This is a genomic window from Marinobacter sp. (assembly GCF_041690615.1).
Classification (GTDB): Bacteria; Pseudomonadota; Gammaproteobacteria; order Pseudomonadales; family Oleiphilaceae; genus Marinobacter.
In genome coordinates this window covers 1-24,425 of record NZ_JAWLGY010000002.1, presented here as the reverse complement: position 1 = coordinate 24,425, position 24,425 = coordinate 1, and the positions used below count along the sequence as shown (strand labels likewise).

The window sequence follows — 24,425 nt, the reverse complement described above, 5'->3', positions numbered from 1 at the left end:
TCTGTATTCCCTGAGAGACAGGGTGGCTGCGATTTCCACGTATTGTCTCTCACTCATACTTCGGGGCGCGATAGTTTACGCCATCTCCACGGTTATTTCATACCGGCGTTCGGTTTACCCCCGGCGCCAGCTGGTGCCCTCGCGGCTGTCATCCAGAATGACGCCCTTTTCCTGCAGCTCGTCGCGGATACGGTCCGCCTCGGCGAAGTTCTTCGCCTTGCGGGCGTCGGCACGGGCCTGGATCATGGCTTCGATCTGTTCCGCCGTCAGGTCACCTTCAACGCCGGCCTTGAAGAAGGCCTCCGGGTCCTGCTGAAGGATGCCCAGTATCGCCCCCAGGCGCACCAGCACTGCCGCCAGCTCAGCCACCCGGTCATTATCACCGTCACGGCGAGCCTGGTTCAGCTCGCTCGCAACCCCGTGCAACACGCTGATGGCGCCGGCGGTATTGAAGTCATCATCCATGGCTTCATGGAACTGACGGTCAAAGTCCCCTTCCGGCACGTTTTTGGCCGGCACCACGCCACGTAGCGCATGATATAGGCGCTCAAGGGTACGGCCGGCTTCTGCCAGGTTGTCCTCGGAGTAGTCCACCTGACTGCGGTAGTGGCTTGAAATCAGGAAGTAACGCACCACTTCCGGGGGGTACTTGTCCAGGATCTCCCGGATGGTGAAGAAGTTGCCCAGGGACTTGGACATTTTTTCCTTGTTCACGCGGATCGCGCCGGCGTGCATCCAGGTGTTCACGAAATGGTGACCGGTGGCGCATTCGGACTGGGCAATCTCGTTCTCGTGATGCGGGAACAGCAGGTCCGGCCCGCCACCATGAATATCAAAGGTGTCTCCCAGGCAACGGGTAGACATGGCGGAACACTCGATATGCCAACCCGGGCGACCATCCCCCCAGGGCGACGGCCAGCTGACCTCACCGGGCTTGGCCGCTTTCCACAGGGCAAAGTCCGCCGGACTCTTCTTGGCCTGCTCCACATCCACCCGGGCACCGGCCAGCAGGTCTTCCAGTTTCTTCTTGCTGAGCTTGCCGTAACCGTCAAAGCTGTTAACCGAAAAGTAAACGTCGCCGTTATCCGCCGCGTAGGCGTGGTCTTTGGAAATCAGCACCCGGATCATGGCGATGATCTCATCAATATAATCGGTCGCCCGAGGTTCTTCCGTAGGAGCCAGCACACCCAGTTTTTGCTCGTCCTCGTGCATGGCCCGGATCATGCGGTCCGTAAGGACGTCAAATGGCTCACCGTTCTCATCGGCCCGGCGCAGGATCTTGTCGTCGATATCGGTGATATTGCGCACGTAGTGGACGTCGTAGCCGCGATGGCGCAGGTAGCGGGTAATCACGTCGAAGGCCACCAGTACCCGGGCATGCCCCAGGTGGCAGTAGTCGTACACCGTCATACCACAGACGTACATGCGTACCTTGCCCGGCTGAATGGGCTGGAACTCTTCTTTTTGCTGGGTGAGGGTGTTGTATATTCTGATCACGGTTCAAGCATCCGCATTGAGCATAAATTTAAGAAATCACGGAAAGCACGAGCTTTGGGGTACGCCATTCAGGCACCGGGCAAAGGAATCCGCCGGGGAGGTCCTTCCGGGACACGCCGTGAATACGTCCCTGTAGGCTCTTCAAAAACGTCCCTGTTTTTGAAGGTCCCGGAAGGACCTCCCCGCCGGCTTCCCACCAGTTTTGGCGGGTTTACGCCTTACCCTTACCCCACGAATCCCTCAGAGTTACAGTCCGGTTGAATACCAGTCGACCAGACTCGGAAGCCGCTCCATCGAAGAAAAAGTACCCCTCCCGCTCAAACTGGTAAGGCAAGTCACCACGGGGCTGCCCCAGACTCTTCTCGACGCGGACCCTTTCCAGGCGCACCAGGGACTCCGGGTTGATATGGTCAACGAAATCACTTTCCTTGTCGCTGTCCGGGCTCTCATGGTTGAACAGACGATCGTAGACGTTGATGTCTGCCTCCACCGAGTCAGTCGCGGACACCCAGTGGATCACACCATTGGGCTTGTAACCTTCCGGATTAACGCCCAGCGTATCCGGATCATATTCGCAGCGAAGCTCGACAATGTCGCCGCTATCATCCCGGATAATCTCACGGCAGGTCATAACGTACCCGCCACGCAGGCGTACCGCCTGGTCCGGTGCCAGTCGCTTCCACTTACGGGGCGGTTCCTCCACAAAATCTTCCCGGTCGATATACAGTTCCCGGGTCCAGGGCACTTCACGGGTGCCCATATCGGGGTTCTGGGGGTGCACCGGCAGCTCCAGGGTTTCTGACCGCTCTTCCGGGTAGTTGGTCAGAACCACCTTCAGCGGACGCATGACACACATGGCCCGGGGCGCACGGGTGTTGAGATCCTCGCGAATGGCATGCTCCAGCATGCCCACATCCACAGTACCACCGGCCTTGTTCACGCCGATCATGTCGCAGAAGGTGCGGATGGACTCCGGCGTGTAGCCACGGCGACGCATGCCGGAGATCGTCGGCATCCGGGGGTCGTCCCAGCCGTCCACGAAGCCCTCGTCCACCAGCCGCTTGAGCTTGCGCTTGCTGGTAACCGTGTAATTCAGGTTCAGCCGGGCAAACTCAATCTGACGGGGCTTGCAGGGAGCCGAGATGTTATCAATCACCCAGTCATACAGGGGCCTGTGGTCCTCGAACTCCAGGGTGCACAGTGAATGGGTTATTCCCTCCATGGCATCCGAGATCGGGTGGGTGAAGTCGTACATCGGGTAAATGCACCACTTGTTACCGGTCTGGTGGTGTTCGGCATAGCGGATACGATAGAGGATCGGGTCCCGCAGGTTGATATTGGGCGATGCCATGTCGATCTTCGCCCGCAGTACCAGCTCACCGTTACCGAACTTTCCATCCCGCATGTCACGGAATAACTGCAGGTTCTCTTCCACCGGGCGATCCCGGTAGGGGCTGTTGCGGCCCGGCTCTTTAAGGGTACCGCGGTATTCGGTCATTTCCTCAGCCGACAGGGAGCAGACATAGGCCTTGCCCTTCTCGATCAGTTCCACCGCAAAATCATGGATGGCATCGAAATAGTCGGAGGCAAAGCGAACCTCTCCAGCCCAGTCATACCCCAGCCATTTCACGTCCCGCTTGATGGCATCGATGTACTCCTGCTCTTCCTTCTCCGGGTTGGTGTCGTCAAAGCGCAAGTTGCACTCACCACCGAAGGTTTCGGCGATGCCGAAGTTCAGGCAAATGGACTTGGCATGGCCGATGTGCAGGTAGCCATTGGGCTCCGGCGGAAAACGGGTGACGACCTTGCCGGTGTGCTCACCTTTGGCAATGGCGTCTTCGATCAGGCTCTGGATAAAGTTGTGGGCTTTCTTCGACTCGGCGCTCATAGTGTCCCGGAATGAAAGAAGTGGATCTGAAACCGCCTATTATACGCATAAAAGGCGGCCGGACTCATGCATGGCAGCCAAGTCTTGCGTACAATAAACGCCATATAGACGATTGACCCCTTGATACAGGAACCTTCGATGATTCTGCTGCAAACCACACACGGTGACATCAAACTGGAACTGGACTATAACAAGGCCCCGGAAACCGCCAGGAACTTCGAGCAGTACGTGCGCGACGGCTTCTACGACGGGCTGATTTTTCACCGTGTGATCAGCAACTTCATGATTCAGGGTGGCGGTTTCGAACCGGGCATGCAGCCCCGCAAGACTCGTGAACCCATCCAGAACGAGGCCGGCAATGGCCTGAGCAACATGCAAGGTACCGTGGCCATGGCACGCACCATGGATCCGCACTCTGCCACCGCCCAGTTCTTCATCAATGTGGAAAACAACGGCTTCCTTGATCATACCGCCAAGAACGCCGAAGGCTGGGGCTATTGCGTCTTTGGACGGGTGGTGGACGGCATGGACACGGTTAACCGCATACGTGCCGTACGCACCGAGAGCCAGGGTTTCCACGATGACGTACCAGCCGAAAATGTGGTGATCGAGAAGGCCGAGGTACTGGAGGACGGAGGCGAGGCGTGACCATCCGCTTCATTTCTGACCTCCACCTGGAAGAATCCCGGCCGGACATTACCGAGGCCTTCCTGGCGTTCCTCAGGGACAAGGCCATGGGCATCGAAGCCCTCTACATCCTCGGGGACTTTTTTGAAGCCTGGATTGGCGACGATGAGAAAACACCGTTGCAGAACCAGGTGGCAGAAGCCCTTCGGGAGGTCAGTAACAGTGGCACCGCCCTGTACCTGATGCACGGCAACCGGGACTTCCTGATCGGCGAGGATTTCTGCAATCGCTGCGGCGCCGACCTCCTTCCAGACCCCACGGTGGTTGACCTGCACGGCGCTCCCACCCTGCTGATGCATGGTGACAGCCTGTGCACGGCCGACGTGGAGTACCAGAAGTTTCGCGCCAACATGCGCAATGCCCAGTGGCAGCAGATGTTCCTGCAGCGCCCGCTGGCGGACCGGCAGATGGTCGCCCGCCAGTTGCGGGAAATCAGCATGGCCAAGAACCAGGGCAAGGCCGAGACCATCATGGACGTAACCCCGGAAGAAGTGGTCCGTGAAATGGAACACCATGGTGTGCAGCGCCTGATTCATGGCCACACCCACCGTCCGGCGGTGCACGGGCTCACGGCGAATGGTCTGCCGGCATACCGCATTGTGCTGGGCGACTGGGACACCCATGCCTGGTGGCTCGATGTCACCAGAGACCGGGAACCCGCCCTGCACAAGCGGCCGCTTTAAGCAGGCTCAAGGCCCTGCGACGGGAGTTTTTCATGTCGGTTTACAGAGCGCTTCAGGACCAGCGGCTCGGACTTACCGTGCTGCTGGCTTTTTTCTGGCTGCTCGTGGTCCGGCTGTGCTTCTTCCTGCAGAGCGGTGTATGGCCCGAAACGGGCAGGCTGCTGCTCAGCGACGCTGCAGGCGCAGTGGCCCTGGCAGGGCTGCTGATACTGGCCCGCTTCTTCTGGCTGAGGGTGGCACTGGTCATCGCACTGGGAAGCCTGATGACGGCCGCCGCCATGCATCTGGCGGCCCATGGCACCTACCCAAGGCTGTCCATGCTCAGCAAGGGAACTGACCCGGTGTTCCTGGCCTCATCGGTGCTCAACAGCCAACTGCTGATGCTGCCCCTGTATCTTGGCCTGGCCTGGCTGCTGGTACGCATCTACCGCTGGCTGGTGCCCATCCCGCCGCGCCGCGTTACCTTCGCCGCCCTGATGGTGTTGCTGTCTACGGGTCTCTATCTTGCTGCCTCCCATAGCCTGACCACGTCCCGCAATAACGTGGTGCTCGGATTCCTGGCACAGATACCCACTGCGGTAATGGCGCCCGCAGGATCCCTGGTAGGCGAGAGCGTTGTTAACGAAACCGCCCCTGACCGGTCGCAAACAGAGCGGGAATTCTTCGAAGCGGAGGTTGCCGGCCCGGATGTGCCGGAACCACCCAATGTCCTCCTGATCATGGTGGAAGGCCTTTCCGCGGGCTACTTTCCCTCCATCAGTGAGTACCACGGCCTGACCCCGGTGGTTTCACTGCCCGCACTGGAAGACAAACTTGCCGGGAAGGGGTTCCGGCTCTACCGGAATACCCTGAGCATGGAACGGCAGACTGACCGGGGCACCTTTGCCATTCTTTGTGGGCAGTACCCGGATTTCCAGCGTCTGTCGACAAAAATGCAGGATGTTGCCGAAGGTGAGGCCTTCCCCCTGTGCATGCCCGAGCTGCTGCGGGCCCACGGCTATACCACCGCCTACTGGCAGGCCGCACCACTCAGTTACATGAGCAAGGATCGCTTCATGCCCCGGGCAGGCTTTACCCGGGTTACCGGTTCAGAGGCCTTCGAACAGGGCGGTGAAAAGCCGGAAGGCTGGGGCCCGCCCGATCCGGTCTACTTTGCCAATGTGGCAGAACGCCTGCAGGAGCTGGACCGGCAAACGGACCGCTGGCTGGTCACCCTGCTTAACGTCGGCACCCATCACCCCTTCGATACCGGCGGCGAGAACGCCGACGGCGAAGACAGCCAAGACCCCCTGCCCACCGAGCCCTTGAAAGCCCGGCGCAATGCCTTGCGGGTTATGGAACAGAGCCTGATCGACTTTCTGGATGACCTGGAAGCCGCGGGCGTTCTGGACAATACCCTGATCATCCTGACCTCCGACGAGTCCGGCGGATTTGTGCGACAGGATCAGGAGTCCTTCCCCCTTAACGGCAACACCGGAGTACTGGCGGTACGCCCTCCGCGCGCGGAAGCCCTGGAGCAATATGCCGACCGGGACCGCATCGTCGCCCAGCTGGACCTTCCGCTGACCATTCTCGACGCAACCGGCGCCAGCGAGCCGCCCCTGACCATGACGGGCCGGAGCCTGTTGAGCCGTGATACCGCTCCCCGGGACCTGTTGCTGGCCGACACTTATACCGGCATGAAATTCTTCCTGCGGGAGAGCGGTGAACTGCTGGCGTGCACAGAGAGCCTGCTGCGCTGCGAGACATGGGCCTTTGAACCCGGTCGCCTGTTCGGTACCCTGACTCCAACCGACAACGAGCCATTTCTGACCCTGGCACAGCGGCTGCGGCTGTTCGGCGAGTCCGCCCGACTGCCCACAGGCCCGTCTGCCGGCACCGAGTAATGCGACTATTTATTGATTCACTCGGCATTCTGCGACGGCACCGTCGCAGTTTGCTGCTGTATCACCTGTTCTTCACCGGTCTGACGCTGGCCCTTCTGGGCCCGGTCCTCGGTGCACTGCTATCGGCCCTGGAGCCGGTAACCGGAGCCGGTGCCATCAGCACTGGCGGTATAGCCACCTTTTTGCTGTCACCAGGTGGTCTCATCTGGATGGCTGCCACCCTGACCGCCCTCACGGCGACCCTGACCCTGGAACAGGCAGGCATGACTGTCATTGCCTCGTCTGTCGAGCGCAGCGGTGAGTACCGGCTCGCCCTGGCAGCACTCTGGCACATGGCACTGAGATCCGGAAGGCTGCTCTGGCTAACTGTCCTCCAGGTGCTTGGCCACATGGCCCTCGCCCTGCCCTTCCTGCTGATCGTTGCCCTGGCCTGGTGGGGGCTGCTGTCATCCTACGAAGTGTACTTCATTCGCCTCACCCAACCACCCCAACTCTGGTGGTTTCTGGCCATTGCCGGAACCGCCCTCGCCGGCATGATCACCTGCAATGGCTGGCTTTTCCTGCGCTGGAGCCTGGCCGAGCCCATTGCCACCCTGGAACAGACAACTGCCATCAAGGCACTGACCGCCAGCAGCAAACGAATTCACGGCAGCAAACGGGCGCTGCTGGCTCCGCTGGCGGTTGGCACAGCGCTGTTATTGGTCCTGCCAATCCTGTTCACCTGGCTGTTCCAGTTACTGGGCACACCTTATCTGGCTCTCATGCCCTCCAGCCCCCGCGCCTTGCTGCCGGCCATAACGGCGTACATTGCACTCTACCTGCTGTTCATGGTTGCCGTAACCTTTGCGCTTTTTGCTGGTTACAGCGCGCTCATCTACCGGGTCTACCTCGCCACCAGTGGCCACTCCCGGAAACATCATGCGGCTCCTCCACCGGCCAATACCGGAGCCCGGGCCTGGCTCGTCGAGGGCGTCCTGATTGTTGCGGTGCTGGTCCAAGCGAGCCTGGTAGTCAGCGCCTTCGGTACGCCGGAACAGGTCACGATCACCGCCCACCGGGGCAATGCCTTCGCCGCCCCGGAAAATTCCGCGAGTGCCATCAACCGTGCCATCGAAGATGGTGCCGACTACCTGGAGGTTGATGTACGCATGACCCGGGATGGCAAGCTCGTGCTATGGCACGATGCGGACCTTACTCGACTTCTGGGCCGGCGGGAGCGGATATCGGCACTGCTCTGGGACGACATCCGCGAACTGGATGCCGGCAGCTGGTTCTCTCCGGATTTCGCCGGGGAACCCATTCTCACCCTTGAGCAGCTAATCACCATGGCCCGGGGCAGGGCCGGCCTTTTTCTGGACCTGAAACCGGATCACAACAGCCGGGACCTTGCCCGGAGGGTGGTTGAGCTCCTGCAGCGGGAAAATGCCGTGGAAGGCACCATCATCGCTGCGGCCGAACGCCACATCCTGAATGAAACCAGGACCCTGGAGCCCGCCCTGCGCACCGCCCTGCTGGCCGAGTTCGTAATCGGCCCGCTGGACAACGGACAGTTCGACATCCTCGGCCTGCGGTACAACCAGGCCAGCGCAGCCGCCGTCGCACGGGCCCGGCAACTGGACTACGAGCTGCACGTATGGACCGTCAACCAGCCGGCGGAAATGTCCCGCATGATCGACATGGGGGTGGACAACATCATTACCGACCGGCCGGACGTGCTGGCCCGGCTGTTATCAGCCCGGGAAGAACTTACAGATGGGGAACGCCTGGCGCTGAAGTTGCGGAACTGGCTGAGATAGCACTGGTCCTCAGGCATGCCTGCGAGGCAAGGTATCAGGGGAGCTCCGCCGGCTCCCGATAGGTTTCCACACGCTTCAGCCAGCCCGGCAACCACTGATCCCGCTCTATCGCATTTTCCGCCCGTTGCGCTCTGGCGGTCAGCACCGAGGCTGCGGCCTGGCGAAAAGCCGGCAGAGCCTCCTGCCCGGCCGCCGGCAGCTCCATGATCTCCAGTACCTGCAGCAGGCCCCAGCCGGTACCGTCATACCGCTCCGATTCGGCCAGCCCCTCCCCCTTGAAGTTGACGTAGTCAATCAGGGCGTAGGCGCCGCCCGGCGTTTCCGCCAGCCGGATAATCTTGAGACGGGTGGCGGCCGGATCACCTGACGCTGATGCAATCTGTTCAAGGCCAGTCCGGGCCCGCTGCAGCAGAAAAGCCGTCTGTGCTGCCTGTTCATGCTCCAGCATACGCCGCAGCGCCTCAATGCGCTCATCACGCTCTTCAGCCTGCAGGAAAGCCTCACGGTCGGGCCAGGGTGCCCCGTGCCGGACCTGCGCCACTAACCATGGGGGAAGCTCCACACCCTGCCCTTCCAGAAAACTCACCAGTGCCGGAAAGCTTTCCGTAAAGGGACCATTCACCCCTTCGGGATACCAGATAAAATGGCCGATTCCGAGGGACGGAAATGCCTCGCCCCGATTCCAGTGCACCAGGCAGGATCGCCGGGAGGCACACTCGTTCCGGTAGACCTGCCGCCCGATCCACGCCAGGTGCTGTTCGGACAGATCCAGCTGCAGCTGTTCATCTGAAGCAGGTGAGAAGCCCCCCGGGGCACAGCCTGGGGCAGACAACAACAGGACCCCGACCATCAACACCCAGCCGGCGGCGACCCCGAAAGCCGAACAACGTTTCAACGGATACATCCATACTCCTTCTGGCACCGCAGTCAGTGTACCCCGGGACCGGCACCAAAACGCTCAAGCGCCGGCCCGCCGGGACCCGATTCCGGACTAGCCGGCAGTTCGAATCCCCAGCGACGTATATCAAATCCCCAGGTCTGGTGAAACCGCCGCATATCCGGCGCCAGCTGCTCCATGATGTACGCCTGCTCTGACGGAGCCAGCCTGCGGGGACGCCGGGGCGACACCGACGCCAGTATCTGCTGCCCGGAACGCCGAACGGAGGCCGGCATGCCCTGGGTCACCCGCCCCAGGGGTGAGCGCTTGACCCACCGCTCAAGGGTGCTCTGGACCCGGGTCTGGTTGGCCACACCAAATGATGAAGGCCGGTAATGGTCATCAATATCCAGGAAACGACAGACCTTCGCCACCACCTGCTCCGGGGAGGCTTTCAGTTCGTCGAAGTCCAGCACCAGAAAGTCCCGCTCTGGGAACAGCCGCTGGAACTGGGCCAGTTGCAGGTAGTAGCTGGAGGTGTTGATCAAGTGATCATCCACAATACGGTCGTTGAACGCCACATCCCGCAGCATGTAGTTATAGTGGGAGACGATGCGGTCCAGCGGATTACGGACAATATAGAGAAACTTCGGCCGGATACCATAGCCATGAATACGCTGGGGCACACCGGTTTCCCGCGGAAACTTGGTATAGCCGGTGGAGGCTTCCATGGCGTAACGATGAACCCCTGGATCGAAATTCCAGAGCTGGCTGTAGGTGTCGACGCTCAACCCGTGACGCTGGCGGGACGAAAAATATTCCGGTTCCTTGGTCAGGGCGGGACAGATCTGCGGATGGCCTGACAGGTAATCGTAGAGGGACGACGTACCGCATTTCATGGCTCCGATAATCATCAGGTAACCGTTGTACGGTATATTCCCTGGCATCCTGGCCTCCTGTCTGGTGCTCTGCAGGTTCGGCAACCTGCTGGCATGGTGGACTTCCCGTATCACCTGCCGAAACTAACCAATACCTCCACCGGCAACAAGTGCGTCATTACTGTACAGTTCCCCCATCTCAGGCATAAAAAACCCGGCCAGGGGCCGGGATATAAGGCGAGGGGCCTGGAACTCTTACTGCTCTACAAACGCACGCTCAATGACATAATGCCCCAGGTCACCGGCGCGGGCTTCACGGAACCCCATGTCGTCCAGGATGCGGCAGGTGTCCTTCAGCATGCTGGGGCTGCCGCACACCATGAAGCGATCATTCTCCAGATCAAACTCCGGCAGGCCCAGGTCGCGGGTCAGTTTGCCGTTTTTCATCGCGTCGGTGAGACGACCTTCATTACGGAACGGCTCGCGTGTGACGGTCGGATAGTACAACAACTTGCCGTCTACCATTTCCCCGAAGTATTCGTTCTTCGGCAAGCCTTCTATTTCGTCCTGGTACGCCAGCTCGGAGATATAGCGGACACCATGGGTCAGGATCACCCTGTCGAAGGCTTCGTACACTTCCGGGTCCTTGATGATGCTCATGAACGGCGCCAGCCCGGTACCGGTGCTGATCAGCCACAGGTTCTTGCCCGGCAGCAGGTTATCAAGAATCAGCGTGCCGGTAGGCTTGCGGCTCACCAGGATCTCGTCACCCACCTGGATCTTCTGCAAACGGGAGGTCAGTGGACCATCCGGCACCTTGATGGAGAAAAACTCCAGCTCTTCCTCGTAGTTCGCACTGGCGATACTGTAGGCCCGCATCAGTGGCTTGCCGTCGGTCTCCAGCCCGATCATGGTGAAATGACCGTTCTTGAATCGGAATCCGGGGTCACGGCTGGTCGTGAAGCTGAACAGGGTATCGTTCCAGTGCCGTACGCTGGTCACCGTCTCTACGTTCATCTTGCTCATGTTCGTCAATCCACCTGAATGTCTGAATGCCTTACGAAAAGCTTCGGGAGCCTTGGGTAACTACGTTGTGCGTATGATAACCGACGTGTAACCTATCGATGAAATGGGATATTTTCATAACGTTATTCGAGAAAACCGATTATGAAGTACACTTTCCGACAACTCGAGGTCTTCCTGGCCGCGGCCCATTTCCAGAACATCACCCGGGCCGCCGAGTCACTGGCGATGTCCCAGTCAGCCGCCAGCAGTGCTTTGAAAGAACTGGAAAGCCAGTTTGATATCAAGCTCTTCGACCGTGTGGGAAAACGCCTGCAACTGAACGAGCTGGGCCGCCTTTACCGCCCAAAGGTCGAAAGCCTGTTGGCCCAGGCCGGCGAACTGGAACAGGCATTCAGCCACCATACGGAAGTTGGCGCCCTCAAGGTCGGCGCCACGCTTACCATAGGTAACTATCTGGCCGTTGGGGTCATGGCCCAATACATGAATTCCCCTACACAACCCCGTGTTTCATTGGAAGTAGCCAATACCAGCACCATCGCCCGACGGGTTTCGGACTTTGAACTGGATATCGGATTAATCGAAGGTGAACTCCAGGCACCAGAGCTGGAGGTTATCCCCTGGCGCAATGATGAGCTGGTGATCTTCTGTTCACCGGATCATCCCCTTGCCAGCAAGCGAGGCCTGACAGACGAGGACCTGGTGTCCGCCACCTGGATTGCCCGGGAGCAAGGCTCCGGCACTCGGCAGACGTTCGAGCGGGGTATGCATGGTCTGTTACCCAAACTGAATATTCTTCTGGAACTGGAGCACACAGAAGCTATCAAGCGTGCCGTGGAGGCCAATCTTGGTATCGGGTGTCTGTCGAAGGTCTGTCTTGAGGATGCTTTTCGGAGGGGGGCACTCGTGCCACTGCAGGCTGCCGCCCACCGCCGGTTTGATCGGCAGTTTTATTTCATTCTGCACAAGCAAAAGTACAAAAGTGCCGGCATTGATCGATGGATGGAGCTTTGCAGAAAGCTTGGATAACAGCCATGAAGCAATCTCCCACAAGCGCCTCCACCAGACTGGCGACTTCTCCATAGTTTAAGGGAGACGGGCCGGAGAGGTTTTTCCGGAACCTGGAGCGCCAGGGTCCAGAAAAGTGTTCCCAACCCGACTTGCTGGAACTGTAGTGATAACGCCGCCTTACCAAGTACTCGCGGGATCAGTTTTAGCTATTGTGATTGATCGGCCCACTGTGAAAACGGAACTCCTCATCAGGCGCTTCTATCAGGGCCTTCTCAATAGCAAGAAACTCCCCCACTCTGTCATCGACCGGCCCACCATTCGCCTGCTCCGCCAGCTTCAGATAATCCTGATAGTGCCGGGCTTCAGATTTCAGCAGACTGTTATAGAACTCCGCCAACTTATCGTCCAGAAACGGCGCCAGGGCCGCAAACCGCTCACAGGAACGCGCCTCGATAATCGCGCCGACAATCAGCACATCCACCAGCCGGCCGGGGTCCTCGGTACGCACCAGCGACCGCAGCCCTGCCGCATAGCGCGCCGGCGACAGATGACAGTACTCAACTCCCCGCTTCTTCATGATCGCCAGCACCTGCTCAAAGTGCCGTAACTCCTCCCGGGCCAGCCTGGACATCTTGTTCAGCAGATCGGTGTTGTCTACGTAACGGTACATCAGGCTCAGCGCCGTCGACGCAGCCTTCTTCTCACAATGGGCATGGTCAATCAGCATGAGGTCCTGGTTCGCCAGGGCATTGTCGATCCACTGTTGAGGGGTGCGGCAGGGCAAGAAATCGTGAATTTCGGCAAGGGCGGCGCTGGTGTCAGACATAACGGAATCCGGCTGAAGGTTCGGTTGGCGCGGGGAGTATACACCAGGATATGTTCAGTCTCCGACCATAGGCCAGCTTAACTTTACCCCCTGATTCCTATAGAATGCAGCGCCGATTCGTGGCCTTTTCCACACAACAACGCCCGCCAGCTCACGGGTCCGCGCGGGCTTCCCCAACTGATGAGGGTCTATATCGTGTTAGAAGCATATCGTGAACACGTTGCAGAGCGCGAAGCTCTGGGCATCCCCCCCAAGCCTTTGAACGCCGAGCAGACCGCCGAGCTGGTGGAACTGCTGAAAAACCCGCCCAAGGGCGAGGAAGAGTTCCTGGTCTATCTGCTGGAAAACCGCATTCCGCCGGGCGTTGATGAAGCCGCCTACGTGAAGGCCGGTTTCCTGTCCGCCATCGCCAAGGGCGAGGCAACCAGCCCGCTGCTGAACAAAGAAAAAGCCGTTGAGCTGCTGGGCATGATGCAGGGTGGCTACAACATTGCCACCCTCGTTGAGCTGCTGGACAACGATGAGCTGGCCAAGCTCGCCGGTGAGAAGCTCAAGAAAACCCTGCTCATGTTCGACGCCTTCAACGACGTGAAGGAAAAAATGGACGCCGGCAATGCCGTCGCCAAAGAGGTTGTTGAATCCTGGGCCAACGCCGAGTGGTTCACTACCAAGAAAAAGGTTCCCGAGAGCACCAAAATGGTGGTGTTCAAGGTAACCGGTGAAACCAACACCGATGACCTGTCTCCGGCCCCGGATGCCTGGTCCCGCCCGGACATCCCCCTGCATGCCCGCGCCGCCTATAAAATGGAACGTGATGGCCTGAAGCCGGACGAGCCCGGCGTCACCGGTCCAATGCAGCAGATTGATGAAATCAAGAGCAAGGGCCTGCCGGTTGCCTTCGTGGGTGACGTGGTTGGTACCGGCTCTTCCCGTAAGTCTGCCACCAACTCTGTACTGTGGTTCTTCGGCGAAGACGTTCCGGGCGTGCCCAACAAGCGTGCCGGCGGTGTCTGTATCGGTAACAAGGTTGCCCCGATCTTCTTCAACACCATGGAAGACGCAGGCGCCCTGGTATTCGAAGCACCCGTAGACGACATGAACATGGGCGACGTGATCGAGATCCGTCCCTATGAAGGCAAGATCCTGAACGAGGCTGGCGAGACCATCTCCGAGTTCAAGTTCAAGTCTGACGTGATCCTGGACGAGGTGCAGGCCGGTGGCCGTATCCCGCTGATCATTGGCCGTGGCCTGACCACCAAGGCCCGGGCGGCTCTGGGCATGGGCGCCACCGATATCTTCCGCCTGCCGAAGGACCCGGAAGCCGGCACCAAGGGCTTCACCCTGGGCCAGAAGATGGTCGGCAAGGCCTGTGGCCTGGAAGAAGGCCAGGGCGTTCGCCCGGGCACCTACTGCGAGCCTCACATGACCACCGTGGGTTCCCAGGACACCACTGGCCCGATGACCCGGGATGAGCTGAAAGACCTGGCGTGTCTGGGCTTCCAGGCAGACCTGGTGATGCAGTCGTTCTGTCACACCGCTGCCTACCCGAAGCCGGTTGACGTGGAAATGCAGCACACCCTGCCGGACTTTATCCGCACCCGTGGCGGTGTGTCCCTGCGTCCGGGTGACGGTATCATCCACTCCTGGCTGAACCGTATGCTGCTGCCAGACACCGTCGGCACCGGCGGTGACTCACATACCCGCTTCCCCATGGGCATCTCCTTCCCGGCCGGTTCCGGCCTGGTAGCCTTTGCTGCGGCCACCGGCGTTATGCCGCTGGACATGCCGGAGTCCGTTCTGGTGCGCTTCAAGGGCGAAATGCAGCCGGGCATCACCCTGCGTGACCTGGTCCATGCCATTCCGCTGTACGGCATCAAGGAAGGCCTGCTGACCGTTGAGAAGAAAGGCAAGATCAACGAGTTCTCCGGTCGCATCCTGGAAATCGAAGGCCTCGAGCACCTGACCGTCGAGCAGGCGTTCGAGCTGTCTGATGCCTCCGCCGAACGCTCTGCAGCCGGTTGTACCATCAACCTGTCCGAGGAGTCTGTGGCCGAGTATCTGCGCTCCAACATCACCATGCTGCGCTGGATGATTGCCGAAGGTTACGGCGACCCCCGTACCCTGGAGCGTCGCGCCCAGCAGATGGAAGAGTGGCTGAACGATCCGAAGCTGATGCGCGCCGACAAGGACGCAGAGTACGCCCACGTGGTGGAAATCGACCTGGCCGACATCAAGGAGCCCATCGTCTGCTGCCCGAACGACCCGGACGATGCCAGGTTCCTGTCCGAAGTCGCCGGCGACAAGGTGGACGAAGTGTTCATCGGCTCCTGCATGACCAACATCGGTCACTTCCGCGCGGCCGGCAAGCTGCTGGAGCAGAACAAGGAGCCCCTGAAGACACGTCTGTGGATGTCTCCGCCCACCAAGATGGATCAGCAGCAGCTGATGGACGAGGGCTACTTCAACACCTACGGCACCGCCGGTGTTCGCACCGAGATGCCGGGCTGCTCCCTGTGTATGGGCAACCAGGCACGTGTAGCCGCCAAGTCCACGGTTCTGTCCACCTCTACCCGTAACTTCCCGAATCGCCTGGGCGATGGTGCCAATGTGTACCTGACCTCTGCGGAGCTGGCAGCGGTGGGTGCGGTACTGGGCAAACTGCCGACGCCGGCGGAGTACATGGAGTACGCCAAGGACCTGAACAGCATGTCGGCGGAAATCTACCGCTACATGAACTTCGACCAGATGGAAGAGTATTCCGAAAAGGCGAAGTCTGCTCAGGTAGCCTGATGTCAGGGCCCGACAAGATCGGGCCCCTGAACGACGAAAAACGCCAGCCTTCAGGTTGGCGTTTTTTTATGGCTGAACCCCGGCAACTCACTCCGGAGTTTTGCCATCGTTGGGTTTGTCCAGAAAAAAGGCTCCCGCAGGAGCCTTTAAGTCAAAGGTGAGCCTACACCCGTTCGTTACCGCTCGATATGCTGGTACTCGCCGGCATCCGACGTGGCCAGGCTGACTGCCATGATGGCAATCCAGGCAGCGATAAAGCCGGGGATAATTTCATAGACACCGGGGCCGCCCATGAACTCTGCGTTCCAGCCCAGGGTAATCCAGATCATTACCGTTGCCGCACCAACCACCAGACCCGCAATGGCACCGGCACCGTTAGTACGTGGCCACATCAGGGAGAGGATGATCAGCGGACCAAAGGCGGCGCCGAAGCCTGCCCAGGCGTTGCTCACCAGTGCCAGTACCTGGGAGTCAGGGTCGGAAGCGATCAGTGCCGCCACCAGACCTACCGCGACCACACAGACACGGCCCACATTGACACACTCACGATCCGTTGCTTCCTTGCGCAGGAAAAGACGATAGAAATCTTCGGTCAGTGATGAGGATGAGACCAGCAACTGGCTGGAGATGGTACTCATGACCGCTGCCAGCAGCGCCGCGTAAAGGAAGCCGGTAATCAGCGGATGGAACAGCATGTCGGCCAGGATGATGAAGATGGTTTCCGGGTCGGCCACATCCAGGTTATTTCGCAAGGCGTAGGCCCGCCCGAAGATGCCCAGGGAAATAGCACCAATCAGGGAGATACCCATCCAGGTCATGCCGATGTTCCGGGCAATGGGTACATCCTTCAGCGTGCGGATGGCCATGAAACGCACAATGATATGGGGCTGGCCGAAATAACCCAGGCCCCAGGTCACGGCAGAGAGCCAGCCAATAACGGTCAGCCCCTCGGTCCAGGACAACAGCGTCGGGTCCGCTTCGTTGAGGGTTTCAGAGGCCTGGGCAAAACCGCCACCACCCTCGCCAAAAAGCACAACCGCCGGCATGATAACCAGCGCCAGCATCATGATGCAGCCCTGCACGAAGTCGGTCATGCTCACAGCGAGGAAGCCACCCACCACGGTATAGGCCAGCACCACGCCCAGGGTGATGAGAATGCCCACCGCATAGTCACTCATACCCGGCACATTGATAATTTCAGAGAACGCACTCTCGAACAGCTTGCCGCCGGCTACCAGGCCAGAGGCTGTGTAGACCGCGAAGAAGATCACGATGACGATGGCCGAAACCGTTCGCAGGGACAGCGCCTGAGTCGGGAACCGGTTTGCCAGGAAGGCCGGAATGGTGATGGCATTGCCGTAATGGACCGTCTGTTCCCGCAGGCGCGGAGCGACAATCACCCAGTTGATGAACGCACCAACAAACAACCCGATACCGATCCAGGCATCAGCGAGGCCGGACACGAACAGTGCGCCGGGCAGACCCAGCAGCAACCACCCGCTCATATCGGAGGCGCCGGCAGACAACGCCGCCACTTTCGGGCTTAACGCCCGGCCGCCCAGCATGTAGTCCTCTGAGGACGATGTCGACGTGCGCATCGCGTAAAGGCCGATGGCAATCATCAGCGCAAAGTAGATAAACAGACTAATCCATACACCCGTAGCCATGTAATTCCTCCGGTTCATGGGGTCGGACTGCATACCGACCGTGTTGCACGCCAGCGGTACCAGGGCACCGGCAGGCGTTGCGGTTTATTGTTCTGCCCGGGTGAACCCCCGGCGTTACCTTGCTTTTACTTTCCTTGTGACGACCGGAGGGTTACCCCTCCGTTTTATCCACTTTCTCAACCCCCAGCGACAGCAGGGACGCATTGCCCCCGACCGCCGTGGTGTTGATGGTGCGGGTACGTTCTGTGGCAAACCGCAAAATGTAGTGAGGTCCACCGGCCTTCGGGCCGGTGCCGGACAGGCCCCGTCCGCCAAACGGCTGGACACCCACCACCGCCCCGATCTGGTTACGGTTGATGTAGGTGTTGCCTACCTTTACCCGCTTCTCGATGTACGCTGCGGTTGCCTCACTCCGGCTGTGGATACCAAGGGTCAGGCCATAGCCGGCTGCGTTAATGCTGTCGATCACCTCATCCAGCTTTTCCGCCTCGTAACGGACGACATGGAGAATCGGGCCGAAGTGTTCCTTCTCCAGCTGGTAGATACCGTCAATACCGTAGGCCGTCGGCGCAATGAAACATCCGTTGTTGCAGGACTCCGGCACCGGCGTTTCGGCGATAAACCGGGCACCGGAGCGACGCAACTCGTCAAGATGCTGCTGCAGGCCGGAACGGGCTTCGTCGTCGATTACCGGCCCGACGTCTGTGCTGTGCAGCGCGGGGTCACCCACCGACAACTCCTGCATGGCCCCCGCCAGAAGGTTCTCCATCCGCTCAGCAACATCTTTTTGCACATACAGCACCCGCAGTGCAGAACAACGCTGGCCGGCACTGGCAAAGGCAGACTGAAGCACATCCCGTACCACCTGCTCCGGCAAGGCACTGGAATCCACAATCATGGCGTTCTGACCGCCGGTTTCCGCGATCAGGGGTACAATGGCACCCTTTCGTTCCGCCAACTGGCGGTTGAGCAGATGCGCCACGATGGTTGAACCGGTAAAGGCCACGCCGGAAATGCGCTCATCCGGCACCAGTGCGCCACCGATCGTTGCACCATCACCGGGCAGGAACTGCACCACATCAGCCGGAAAGCCCGCTTCCAGCATCAGCTCATAGCCGCGGGCAGCCACCAGGCTGGTCTGCTCAGCCGGCTTGGCGATCACCGCATTCCCGGCCACCAGGGCGGCCATCATCTGACCAGTGTAAATGGCGAGGGGAAAGTTCCAGGGGCTGATACAGAGAAATACACCCCGCCCTTCCAGGTAGAGCTCGTTGCTCTCGCCGGTGGGACCAGGGAGTGCGATGGCACGACCGAAGCGGGAGCGGCCCTGAATGGCGTAGTAACGACAGAAGTCCACTGCCTCACGCACTTCATCAATCCCGTCCTGCAGGGTCTTGCCAGCCTCACGACAGCAGATGGCCATCAGCTCTTCCATATGCTGCTCCATCAGGTCCGCATAGCGTTCCAGACAGGCGGCTCGCTCTTCCACCGGCCGCTCGTTCCAGGCTGCAAAACCCCGGCTGGCAACGTCCAGGGCTTCCCGGGCGTGGGTCTCCGTAGTCCACGTGACCTGCCCTACCCGGTCGCTGCGGTTATGGGGCGCCGTCACCTCGGTGGTCTCGCCGTCGCTGCGCGTCTGGCCACCGATAACCGGTGCTGCCTGCCAGGTCGTGGCGGACCATTGCGACATCTTTTCCATCAAGGGTGCCCGGTCTCTTTCCACGTGGATGTTCATACCCCGTGAATTGCGGCGCTCCGCCCCGTAGATATCACCCGGCAGGGCAATGCGATCGTTGGGCAGGGTGTCGTACTTTTCCAGCTCATCCACCGGATTTTTCACCAGTTCCTCGATGGGCGTTCTGGCGTCCACCAGCCGGTGAACAAACGAGGAGTTGGCACCGTTTTCCAGCAGGCGGCGTACCAGATACGGCAGCAGGTCCTTGTGGGCCCCCACCGGGGCGTAGATCCGTACCGGAACGTCTTCATGCTCGAGAATCGTGTTATACAACGCATCGCCCATACCGTGCAGACGCTGAAACTCGAAGCGCCGCCCCTTCTGGCGAGCCATGGCCAGCACAGACGCTACCGTATGGGCGTTGTGGGACGCCAGCTGGGGGTACAGACCGCCCTCGGTATAGTCACTGAGCAGAAACCGAAGACAGGCCAGGTAGGAGGTGTCAGTGGCCTCTTTACGGGTAAAGACCGGGTAGCCGTCCTCACCCATCTGCTGGCTGAGCTTGATCTCGGTGTCCCAGTAGGCGCCCTTCACCAGGCGGATGGGAATTTCGTCCCCCTGCTCCTTTGCCAGCTTGTTCAGCCAGCACAGCACCGGCAGAGCGCGCTTGGAGTAGGCCTGCACCACCATGCCGAATCCGCCCCAGCCCCGGGAGACACCATTATTGAAGACTTTCTCGAAGAGTTTCAGGGACAGCTCCAGGCGGTCCATTTCCTCCGCATCGATGGTAATGGAGACGTCCTTTTCACGGGCAAACCGAAGCAGCTCTACCAGCGTGTCATGCAGCTCTGTGAGCACCTGGTCTTCCTGGGCTTCCTCGTAGCGGGGATGCAGGGCAGAGAGTTTGATGGAAATCGATGGCCGTGGCGCCTTGTCGGTCGGATAGCTGTCATTGCCAACGCTCTCAATGGCGTCCCGATAGGACTTCAGATACCGGGCCGCGTCGTCACGGGTCATGGCAGCTTCACCGAGCATATCGAAGGAGTAGGTGTAGCCCTGATCGCGATATTCCCGTGCGTTCTTGAGGGCTTCGTCGATATCCCGCCCCAATACGAACTGCTTGCCCATGATAGCCATGGCCCGATACATGGCGCTGCGGATGACCGGCTCGCCACTACGTTTGACCAGCCGCTTCCATATGCTGGACGGAGAGCCGTCCAGGCGCTTGTCCATTTTCACCACGCGGCCGGTCAGCAGCAGTCCCCAGGTTGAAGCATTAACCAGGGTAGATTCACTGCGCCCTACATGCTTTTTCCAGTCTGCCGTGGAAATCTTGTCCTGTATCAGAGCGTCAGCGGTATGGCTGTCCGGAATACGCATCAGGGCTTCCGCCAGGCACATGAGCAGGATGCCTTCTTCCGTATCCAGGCTGTACTCCTGCAGCAGCGCATCCACCATATGGACGGCATCATCCTGCTCGCGCACCTTGCGAATCAGGTCGGTGGCGGTGGCGGTGACCGCCTTTTTCTCGGCGGCATCGCTGCGTGCCAGCTTCATCAGCTCACGCACATACTCAGACTCATCCACCGTGTAGTTTTCAACGATAGACTGCCAGAACCAGGATCTCGGCTTTTCCTGGAACGCAGGGCCCAGAACATTGGATGCGGAAAACATATCAGGCCTCACTGACTACAGATCAATTTAATGAATAAGTAATCTAGTTCGACAGAGCCCGATTGACCTTCGAATTCCTACGGACTGTTTTCAATATTCAACGGAATTTCGGTTTACACCCATTGCCAGAGTGTTTATTGCCGTGAACGGAGCTGGGTCGGAGTCAGGCCGCGATGCTTTCGTAGCGCTGTGGTGAAGGCGGATTGACTGGAAAATCCTGCCCGGGAACTGATGTCGGCCACAGACAGATGCGTGGTCCTCAACATCTCGCAGGCCTGGTCAAGTCGGGTATTGAGCAGGAACCGGTAAGGGCTGGTGGCCATGGCCTCCCGGAACAGTTCGTGGAAACGGCTGGGGCTCAGACAGGCCTGGGCAGCAAGATCCTCTACGGTGATTCGCTGGCTCAGGTTTTCCAGCACATACCGGCGCAGGGTTTCCGGGTCCAGCCCCGGCCGGTGCCGCGGCGCATTCTCCATGCCCTGCTCAAGGCGACCCGCCAGGGCAAGCAGGATGGCCGTAGCCAGGTGGTTACGGATGCCATGATCCGTGGACGAGCGGCGGATCTCCCCGGCAGACAGCTGGACCAGCTGCTGCAGATGGGGGTCCAGGCCAATGGTGGCAGGGCGCCGGAAAAGCCGGTCGATGGCGAGAAAATCCTGGTAGTGCGGCTCGTGAAGCTGCGGGTGCCAGGCATCCACGTTGATGACCAGCACCTGGTTCTCGCGGCCACCGGAAAATTCGTGGCGAATATCCGCCGGCACCAGGCAGGCTCGCCAGGTGTCCAGGCGGCCTTCACGACCGTTAACGCTGACCTCCGCGCCACCATAGACACCGATCACCGCCTGATGGTGCTCGTGGCGGTGTTCGTGGGTGAATTCGGGCAGGGTCTGAAGCCGGGCTGACAGCATGGTCACTCCTGTCGGAAAGACTGCCAGCCCGGATCAGCCAAGAAAGCTCCGGACCAGGCTGGCTACCTGCCCGCTGACCTCATCCAGCGGTCGCGCGGCATCAACCACATGATAGCGCAGGGGCTGATCCTTCGCCCGCTGACGATAACAGTCCCGAATACGCTGGAAAAAGGCGGCCTTTTCCTGCTCGAACCGGTCCGGCTCACTACGGTCACGGGCCCTTGCCATGCCCACGTCCACCGGTGCATCCAGCAGGATCACATGGTCGGGCCGCAGGTCACCCTGCACCAGCTGCTCCAGTACAGCTATATGCCCGGCCGGGACGCCACGCCCGCCCCCCTGGTAGGCATAGGTGGCATCGGTAAAACGATCGCAAAGCACCCAGCTGCCCCTTTCCAGCGCTGGCAGAATCCGTTGGTGCAGGTGCTGGGCCCGGGCCGCGAACATCAGCAACAACTCCGTTAGCGAATGAACCGACTCGTCCCTCGGTGCCAGCAACAGCTCACGGATCGCTTCAGCCATGGGTGTGCCACCAGGCTCCCGGGTCACCACAACATCGACACCGGCCGCCTCCAGGGTGCTGCGGGCAGTTTCCAGCTGGGTGGATTTACCAACCCCCTCGGTACCCTCGAAGGTAATGAACTGGCCCCGGGTCATTGATCGGCCTCATCGCTGGTCACCGGAGCAGGAAACGAGCGGTAATCCTCACGACGGTTGAGCTGGTACTCCCTGACGGCACGCTGGTGATCTTCAAGGGTCCGGGAGAACTGGTGACTGCCATCCCCCCTGGCAACGAAAAACAGCGCATCACCATCGGCCGGATGAACGGCAGCGTGAATGGCCGCCCGGCCGGGCAACGCGATCGGCGTGGGCGGCAGGCCGGAGATGCGATAGGTGTTGTACGGCGTGTGGGTGCGCAGGTCCCGCCGGGTTATGCGCCCCTGGTAGCCGTCCCCCATCCCGTAGATGACCGTCGGGTCCGTTTGCAGGCGCATGCCCCGCTCCAGGCGACGGACGAAAACACCGGCGATGTCCCGGCGTTCTCCGGGAACACCGGTTTCCCGCTCAATGATCGAGGCCATGATCAGGGCCTCATAGGGGCTTTCGTAGGGCAGGTCATCGGCACGGTTGGCCCATTCTTCGGCCAGCACGTTATTCATGCGCTCATAGGCGCGCCTGAGAATATCAAGGTCCGAGTCACCCCGGCTGTAGGAATAGGTATCCGGGAAAAAGCGGCCTTCCGGATGAGCGCCTTCGTCACCAAGCTCGGACATGATCTGCTCAGCTGACCAGTCCGCTGTAACCTGCTCCAGGTATTCGGCATTGGTCAGGGCTGCCCGGGCATCCTGGAAGCGCCGACCTTCGATAAACTGGACGAAGCGGGATTTGGTCTGACCGCTGACCATCAATGCGACCATGTCACGGACCGACATGCCCGGCTGGAACTCATACTCACCGGCCCGGATCGCGGTCATCTCCGGCTCGACTCGGGCCAGCAGCCTCAGCCAGAGCGCCTTGTCCACAAGGCCCATCTCTTCCAGGTCCCGGGCAACGGCATTAAAGGACGACCCGCGGGGAACCTCGTACAGCATTGGCTCTTCCAGCCCGGCGTCTGCCTCCAGGGATTCGAGGCCCTGCCAGCCCCACAATCCGGCGCCGGCAACAGCTACCAGTACCGACGCGACAACGGCAACAAGGAATGACTTGATCAACGGAACTCCTCAGGTTGTTTGGCAAGGCTGACGATTGTCGCAAGCTGCTCCGGGAGAGGCAACTCGCGGCCGTTCAAAGCCTGAACCGGAATGGCTCCGATCAGACTGTTCAGCAACAGCAGTCCGCCAAACTCCGGTTGCCAGCACTGTTCCGGGTACAGCAGCCCCTCCCTGAGCGGTATACCTTCCCGCGCCAGCCCCCGCTCAACATGGGCAACCATGATACTGCGCACAGCAACCCGGTCCCGGGGCGGTGTCCACCACTGGCCTTGCCAACGGAACAGAAGTCCGGTACGGGTACCCTCCCGAAGATCGCCCTGGTCGCCACACATCAGCGCCTCGTAGCAGTCCTCGGGTATGGACCGGCTGGCCATGACCTGCTCCAGGCGGTTGAGGGACTTGATACCGGCCAGCATCGGGTTCACCGTCAGCGGTATCTCGGAAATGATCGCCTTGACACCCGACTCCGGCGGTGCCGGTGGCGCCGGCGTTACGGAAATGATGAGGCGAGGTTCGGGCTCTGCCGGCGGCCGGTAACCACGACCACCGCTACCACGGGTCAGCAGGAGCTTGAGCACCTGTCGGTCCGTCGTTGCGTCCATCAATGCACAGGCGCGGCGTACCGCCGGGGTCAGCTCATCCTCGCGCAACGGGATTCCCAGCCGTGCCGCGCCTTCCAGCAGCCGCTGGCAATGAGCCTGCAACAACTGCGGCTGGCCACACCGAATCAGGATAGTCTCGAACAGACCATCTCCGTAGGCCAGCCCCCGGTCACTGACGGCCACCCCGGCCTCGCCAGGCTGGTGCTCCGGGACGACAATCGTGATCATGGTGTTCCCTTGCCCCGGCCAGAATCGAGTAGGAGGGGGAGTTGCCTCCCCCGTCCTCTCACACCACCGGGCATACGGTTCCGTACCACGGCGGTTCATGATTGGCTCTGAAGCCGA

General features: G+C 60.2%; 18 protein-coding genes. 6 read left to right on the top strand and 12 right to left on the bottom strand.

Going from position 1 to position 24,425, the window contains the following annotated elements:
* Positions 1 to 114: 114 nt before the first annotated feature.
* Positions 115 to 1,497, bottom strand: coding sequence for a cysteine--tRNA ligase (cysS, locus tag ACESMZ_RS01765; RefSeq protein ID WP_372972112.1), 1,383 nt, complete (start codon positions 1,495 to 1,497; stop codon positions 115 to 117).
* A gap of 211 nt (positions 1,498 to 1,708) precedes the next feature.
* Entirely contained in the window at positions 1,709 to 3,385 is a 1,677-nt protein-coding gene (locus ACESMZ_RS01760) for a glutamine--tRNA ligase/YqeY domain fusion protein (protein WP_372956382.1), read from the bottom strand.
* 138 nt (positions 3,386 to 3,523) lie between these two features.
* Between ACESMZ_RS01760 and ACESMZ_RS01755 the strand changes: the two genes are divergently transcribed.
* Genes ACESMZ_RS01755 through ACESMZ_RS01740 form a run of 4 tightly spaced genes read left to right on the top strand, consistent with a single transcriptional unit; the run spans position 3,524 to position 8,437 of the window.
* Entirely contained in the window at positions 3,524 to 4,033 is a 510-nt protein-coding gene (locus ACESMZ_RS01755) for a peptidylprolyl isomerase (protein WP_372956381.1), read from the top strand.
* Positions 4,030 to 4,755: a UDP-2,3-diacylglucosamine diphosphatase gene (lpxH, locus tag ACESMZ_RS01750; RefSeq protein WP_372956380.1), complete on the top strand. Its 726-nt coding sequence runs from the start codon at positions 4,030 to 4,032 to the stop codon at positions 4,753 to 4,755. The genes ACESMZ_RS01755 and lpxH overlap by 4 nt, the downstream gene beginning before the upstream one ends.
* Before the next feature lie 32 nt (positions 4,756 to 4,787).
* Positions 4,788 to 6,641: an LTA synthase family protein gene (locus tag ACESMZ_RS01745; RefSeq protein ID WP_372972111.1), complete on the top strand. Its 1,854-nt coding sequence runs from the start codon at positions 4,788 to 4,790 to the stop codon at positions 6,639 to 6,641.
* On the top strand, positions 6,641 to 8,437 hold the full coding sequence (locus tag ACESMZ_RS01740; protein ID WP_372956378.1) for a glycerophosphodiester phosphodiesterase: 1,797 nt from the start codon (positions 6,641 to 6,643) through the stop codon (positions 8,435 to 8,437). The genes ACESMZ_RS01745 and ACESMZ_RS01740 overlap by 1 nt, the downstream gene beginning before the upstream one ends.
* Positions 8,438 to 8,471: 34 nt before the next feature.
* Here the strand turns inward: ACESMZ_RS01740 and ACESMZ_RS01735 are convergent, their stop codons facing one another.
* The 3 genes from ACESMZ_RS01735 to ACESMZ_RS01725 all read right to left on the bottom strand — a co-directional run bounded on the left by ACESMZ_RS01735 (position 8,472) and on the right by ACESMZ_RS01725 (position 11,218).
* The gene (locus tag ACESMZ_RS01735; protein WP_372956377.1) at positions 8,472 to 9,341 is read right to left on the bottom strand and encodes a hypothetical protein; all 870 of its coding nucleotides are present in this window, start codon (positions 9,339 to 9,341) and stop codon (positions 8,472 to 8,474) included.
* 23 nt (positions 9,342 to 9,364) lie between these two features.
* Positions 9,365 to 10,261, bottom strand: coding sequence for a sulfotransferase domain-containing protein (locus ACESMZ_RS01730; protein WP_372956376.1), 897 nt, complete (start codon positions 10,259 to 10,261; stop codon positions 9,365 to 9,367).
* 186 nt (positions 10,262 to 10,447) lie between these two features.
* Positions 10,448 to 11,218 (bottom strand): ferredoxin--NADP reductase, encoded by a 771-nt coding sequence (locus ACESMZ_RS01725; protein WP_372956375.1) that lies wholly within the window; start codon positions 11,216 to 11,218, stop codon positions 10,448 to 10,450.
* Between the two features lie 141 nt (positions 11,219 to 11,359).
* Between ACESMZ_RS01725 and ACESMZ_RS01720 the strand changes: the two genes are divergently transcribed.
* Positions 11,360 to 12,244: a LysR family transcriptional regulator gene (locus ACESMZ_RS01720; RefSeq protein WP_372956374.1), complete on the top strand. Its 885-nt coding sequence runs from the start codon at positions 11,360 to 11,362 to the stop codon at positions 12,242 to 12,244.
* A 184-nt stretch (positions 12,245 to 12,428) separates the two neighbouring features.
* Here ACESMZ_RS01720 and ACESMZ_RS01715 read toward each other — a convergent pair whose 3' ends face one another.
* Complete coding sequence (locus ACESMZ_RS01715; RefSeq protein ID WP_372956373.1) at positions 12,429 to 13,052, bottom strand: tRNA-(ms[2]io[6]A)-hydroxylase; 624 nt, start codon at positions 13,050 to 13,052, stop codon at positions 12,429 to 12,431.
* 195 nt (positions 13,053 to 13,247) lie between these two features.
* On the opposite strand from ACESMZ_RS01715, the gene ACESMZ_RS01710 reads away from it, so the two are divergent.
* Positions 13,248 to 15,842 carry a bifunctional aconitate hydratase 2/2-methylisocitrate dehydratase gene (locus ACESMZ_RS01710; protein WP_372956372.1) on the top strand — a complete coding sequence of 865 codons (2,595 nt, stop codon included), beginning with the start codon at positions 13,248 to 13,250 and terminating at the stop codon, positions 15,840 to 15,842.
* Positions 15,843 to 16,018: 176 nt separating this feature from the next.
* Here the strand turns inward: ACESMZ_RS01710 and putP are convergent, their stop codons facing one another.
* The 6 genes from putP to ACESMZ_RS01680 form a co-directional block, all read right to left on the bottom strand.
* On the bottom strand, positions 16,019 to 17,509 hold the full coding sequence (gene putP / locus ACESMZ_RS01705; RefSeq protein WP_372956371.1) for a sodium/proline symporter PutP: 1,491 nt from the start codon (positions 17,507 to 17,509) through the stop codon (positions 16,019 to 16,021).
* A 151-nt stretch (positions 17,510 to 17,660) separates the two neighbouring features.
* The gene (putA, locus tag ACESMZ_RS01700) at positions 17,661 to 20,858 is read right to left on the bottom strand and encodes a bifunctional proline dehydrogenase/L-glutamate gamma-semialdehyde dehydrogenase PutA (RefSeq protein WP_372956370.1); all 3,198 of its coding nucleotides are present in this window, start codon (positions 20,856 to 20,858) and stop codon (positions 17,661 to 17,663) included.
* 134 nt (positions 20,859 to 20,992) lie between these two features.
* Positions 20,993 to 21,766 carry a helix-turn-helix transcriptional regulator gene (locus ACESMZ_RS01695; protein ID WP_372956369.1) on the bottom strand — a complete coding sequence of 258 codons (774 nt, stop codon included), beginning with the start codon at positions 21,764 to 21,766 and terminating at the stop codon, positions 20,993 to 20,995.
* A 33-nt stretch (positions 21,767 to 21,799) separates the two neighbouring features.
* Positions 21,800 to 22,423, bottom strand: coding sequence for a dTMP kinase (tmk, locus tag ACESMZ_RS01690; RefSeq protein ID WP_372956368.1), 624 nt, complete (start codon positions 22,421 to 22,423; stop codon positions 21,800 to 21,802).
* Positions 22,420 to 23,478, bottom strand: coding sequence for an endolytic transglycosylase MltG (mltG, locus tag ACESMZ_RS01685; protein WP_372956367.1), 1,059 nt, complete (start codon positions 23,476 to 23,478; stop codon positions 22,420 to 22,422). The genes tmk and mltG overlap by 4 nt, the downstream gene beginning before the upstream one ends.
* On the bottom strand, positions 23,475 to 24,308 hold the full coding sequence (locus ACESMZ_RS01680) for an aminotransferase class IV (protein WP_372956366.1): 834 nt from the start codon (positions 24,306 to 24,308) through the stop codon (positions 23,475 to 23,477). The genes mltG and ACESMZ_RS01680 overlap by 4 nt, the downstream gene beginning before the upstream one ends.
* Between the last annotated feature and the right edge of the window lie 117 nt (positions 24,309 to 24,425).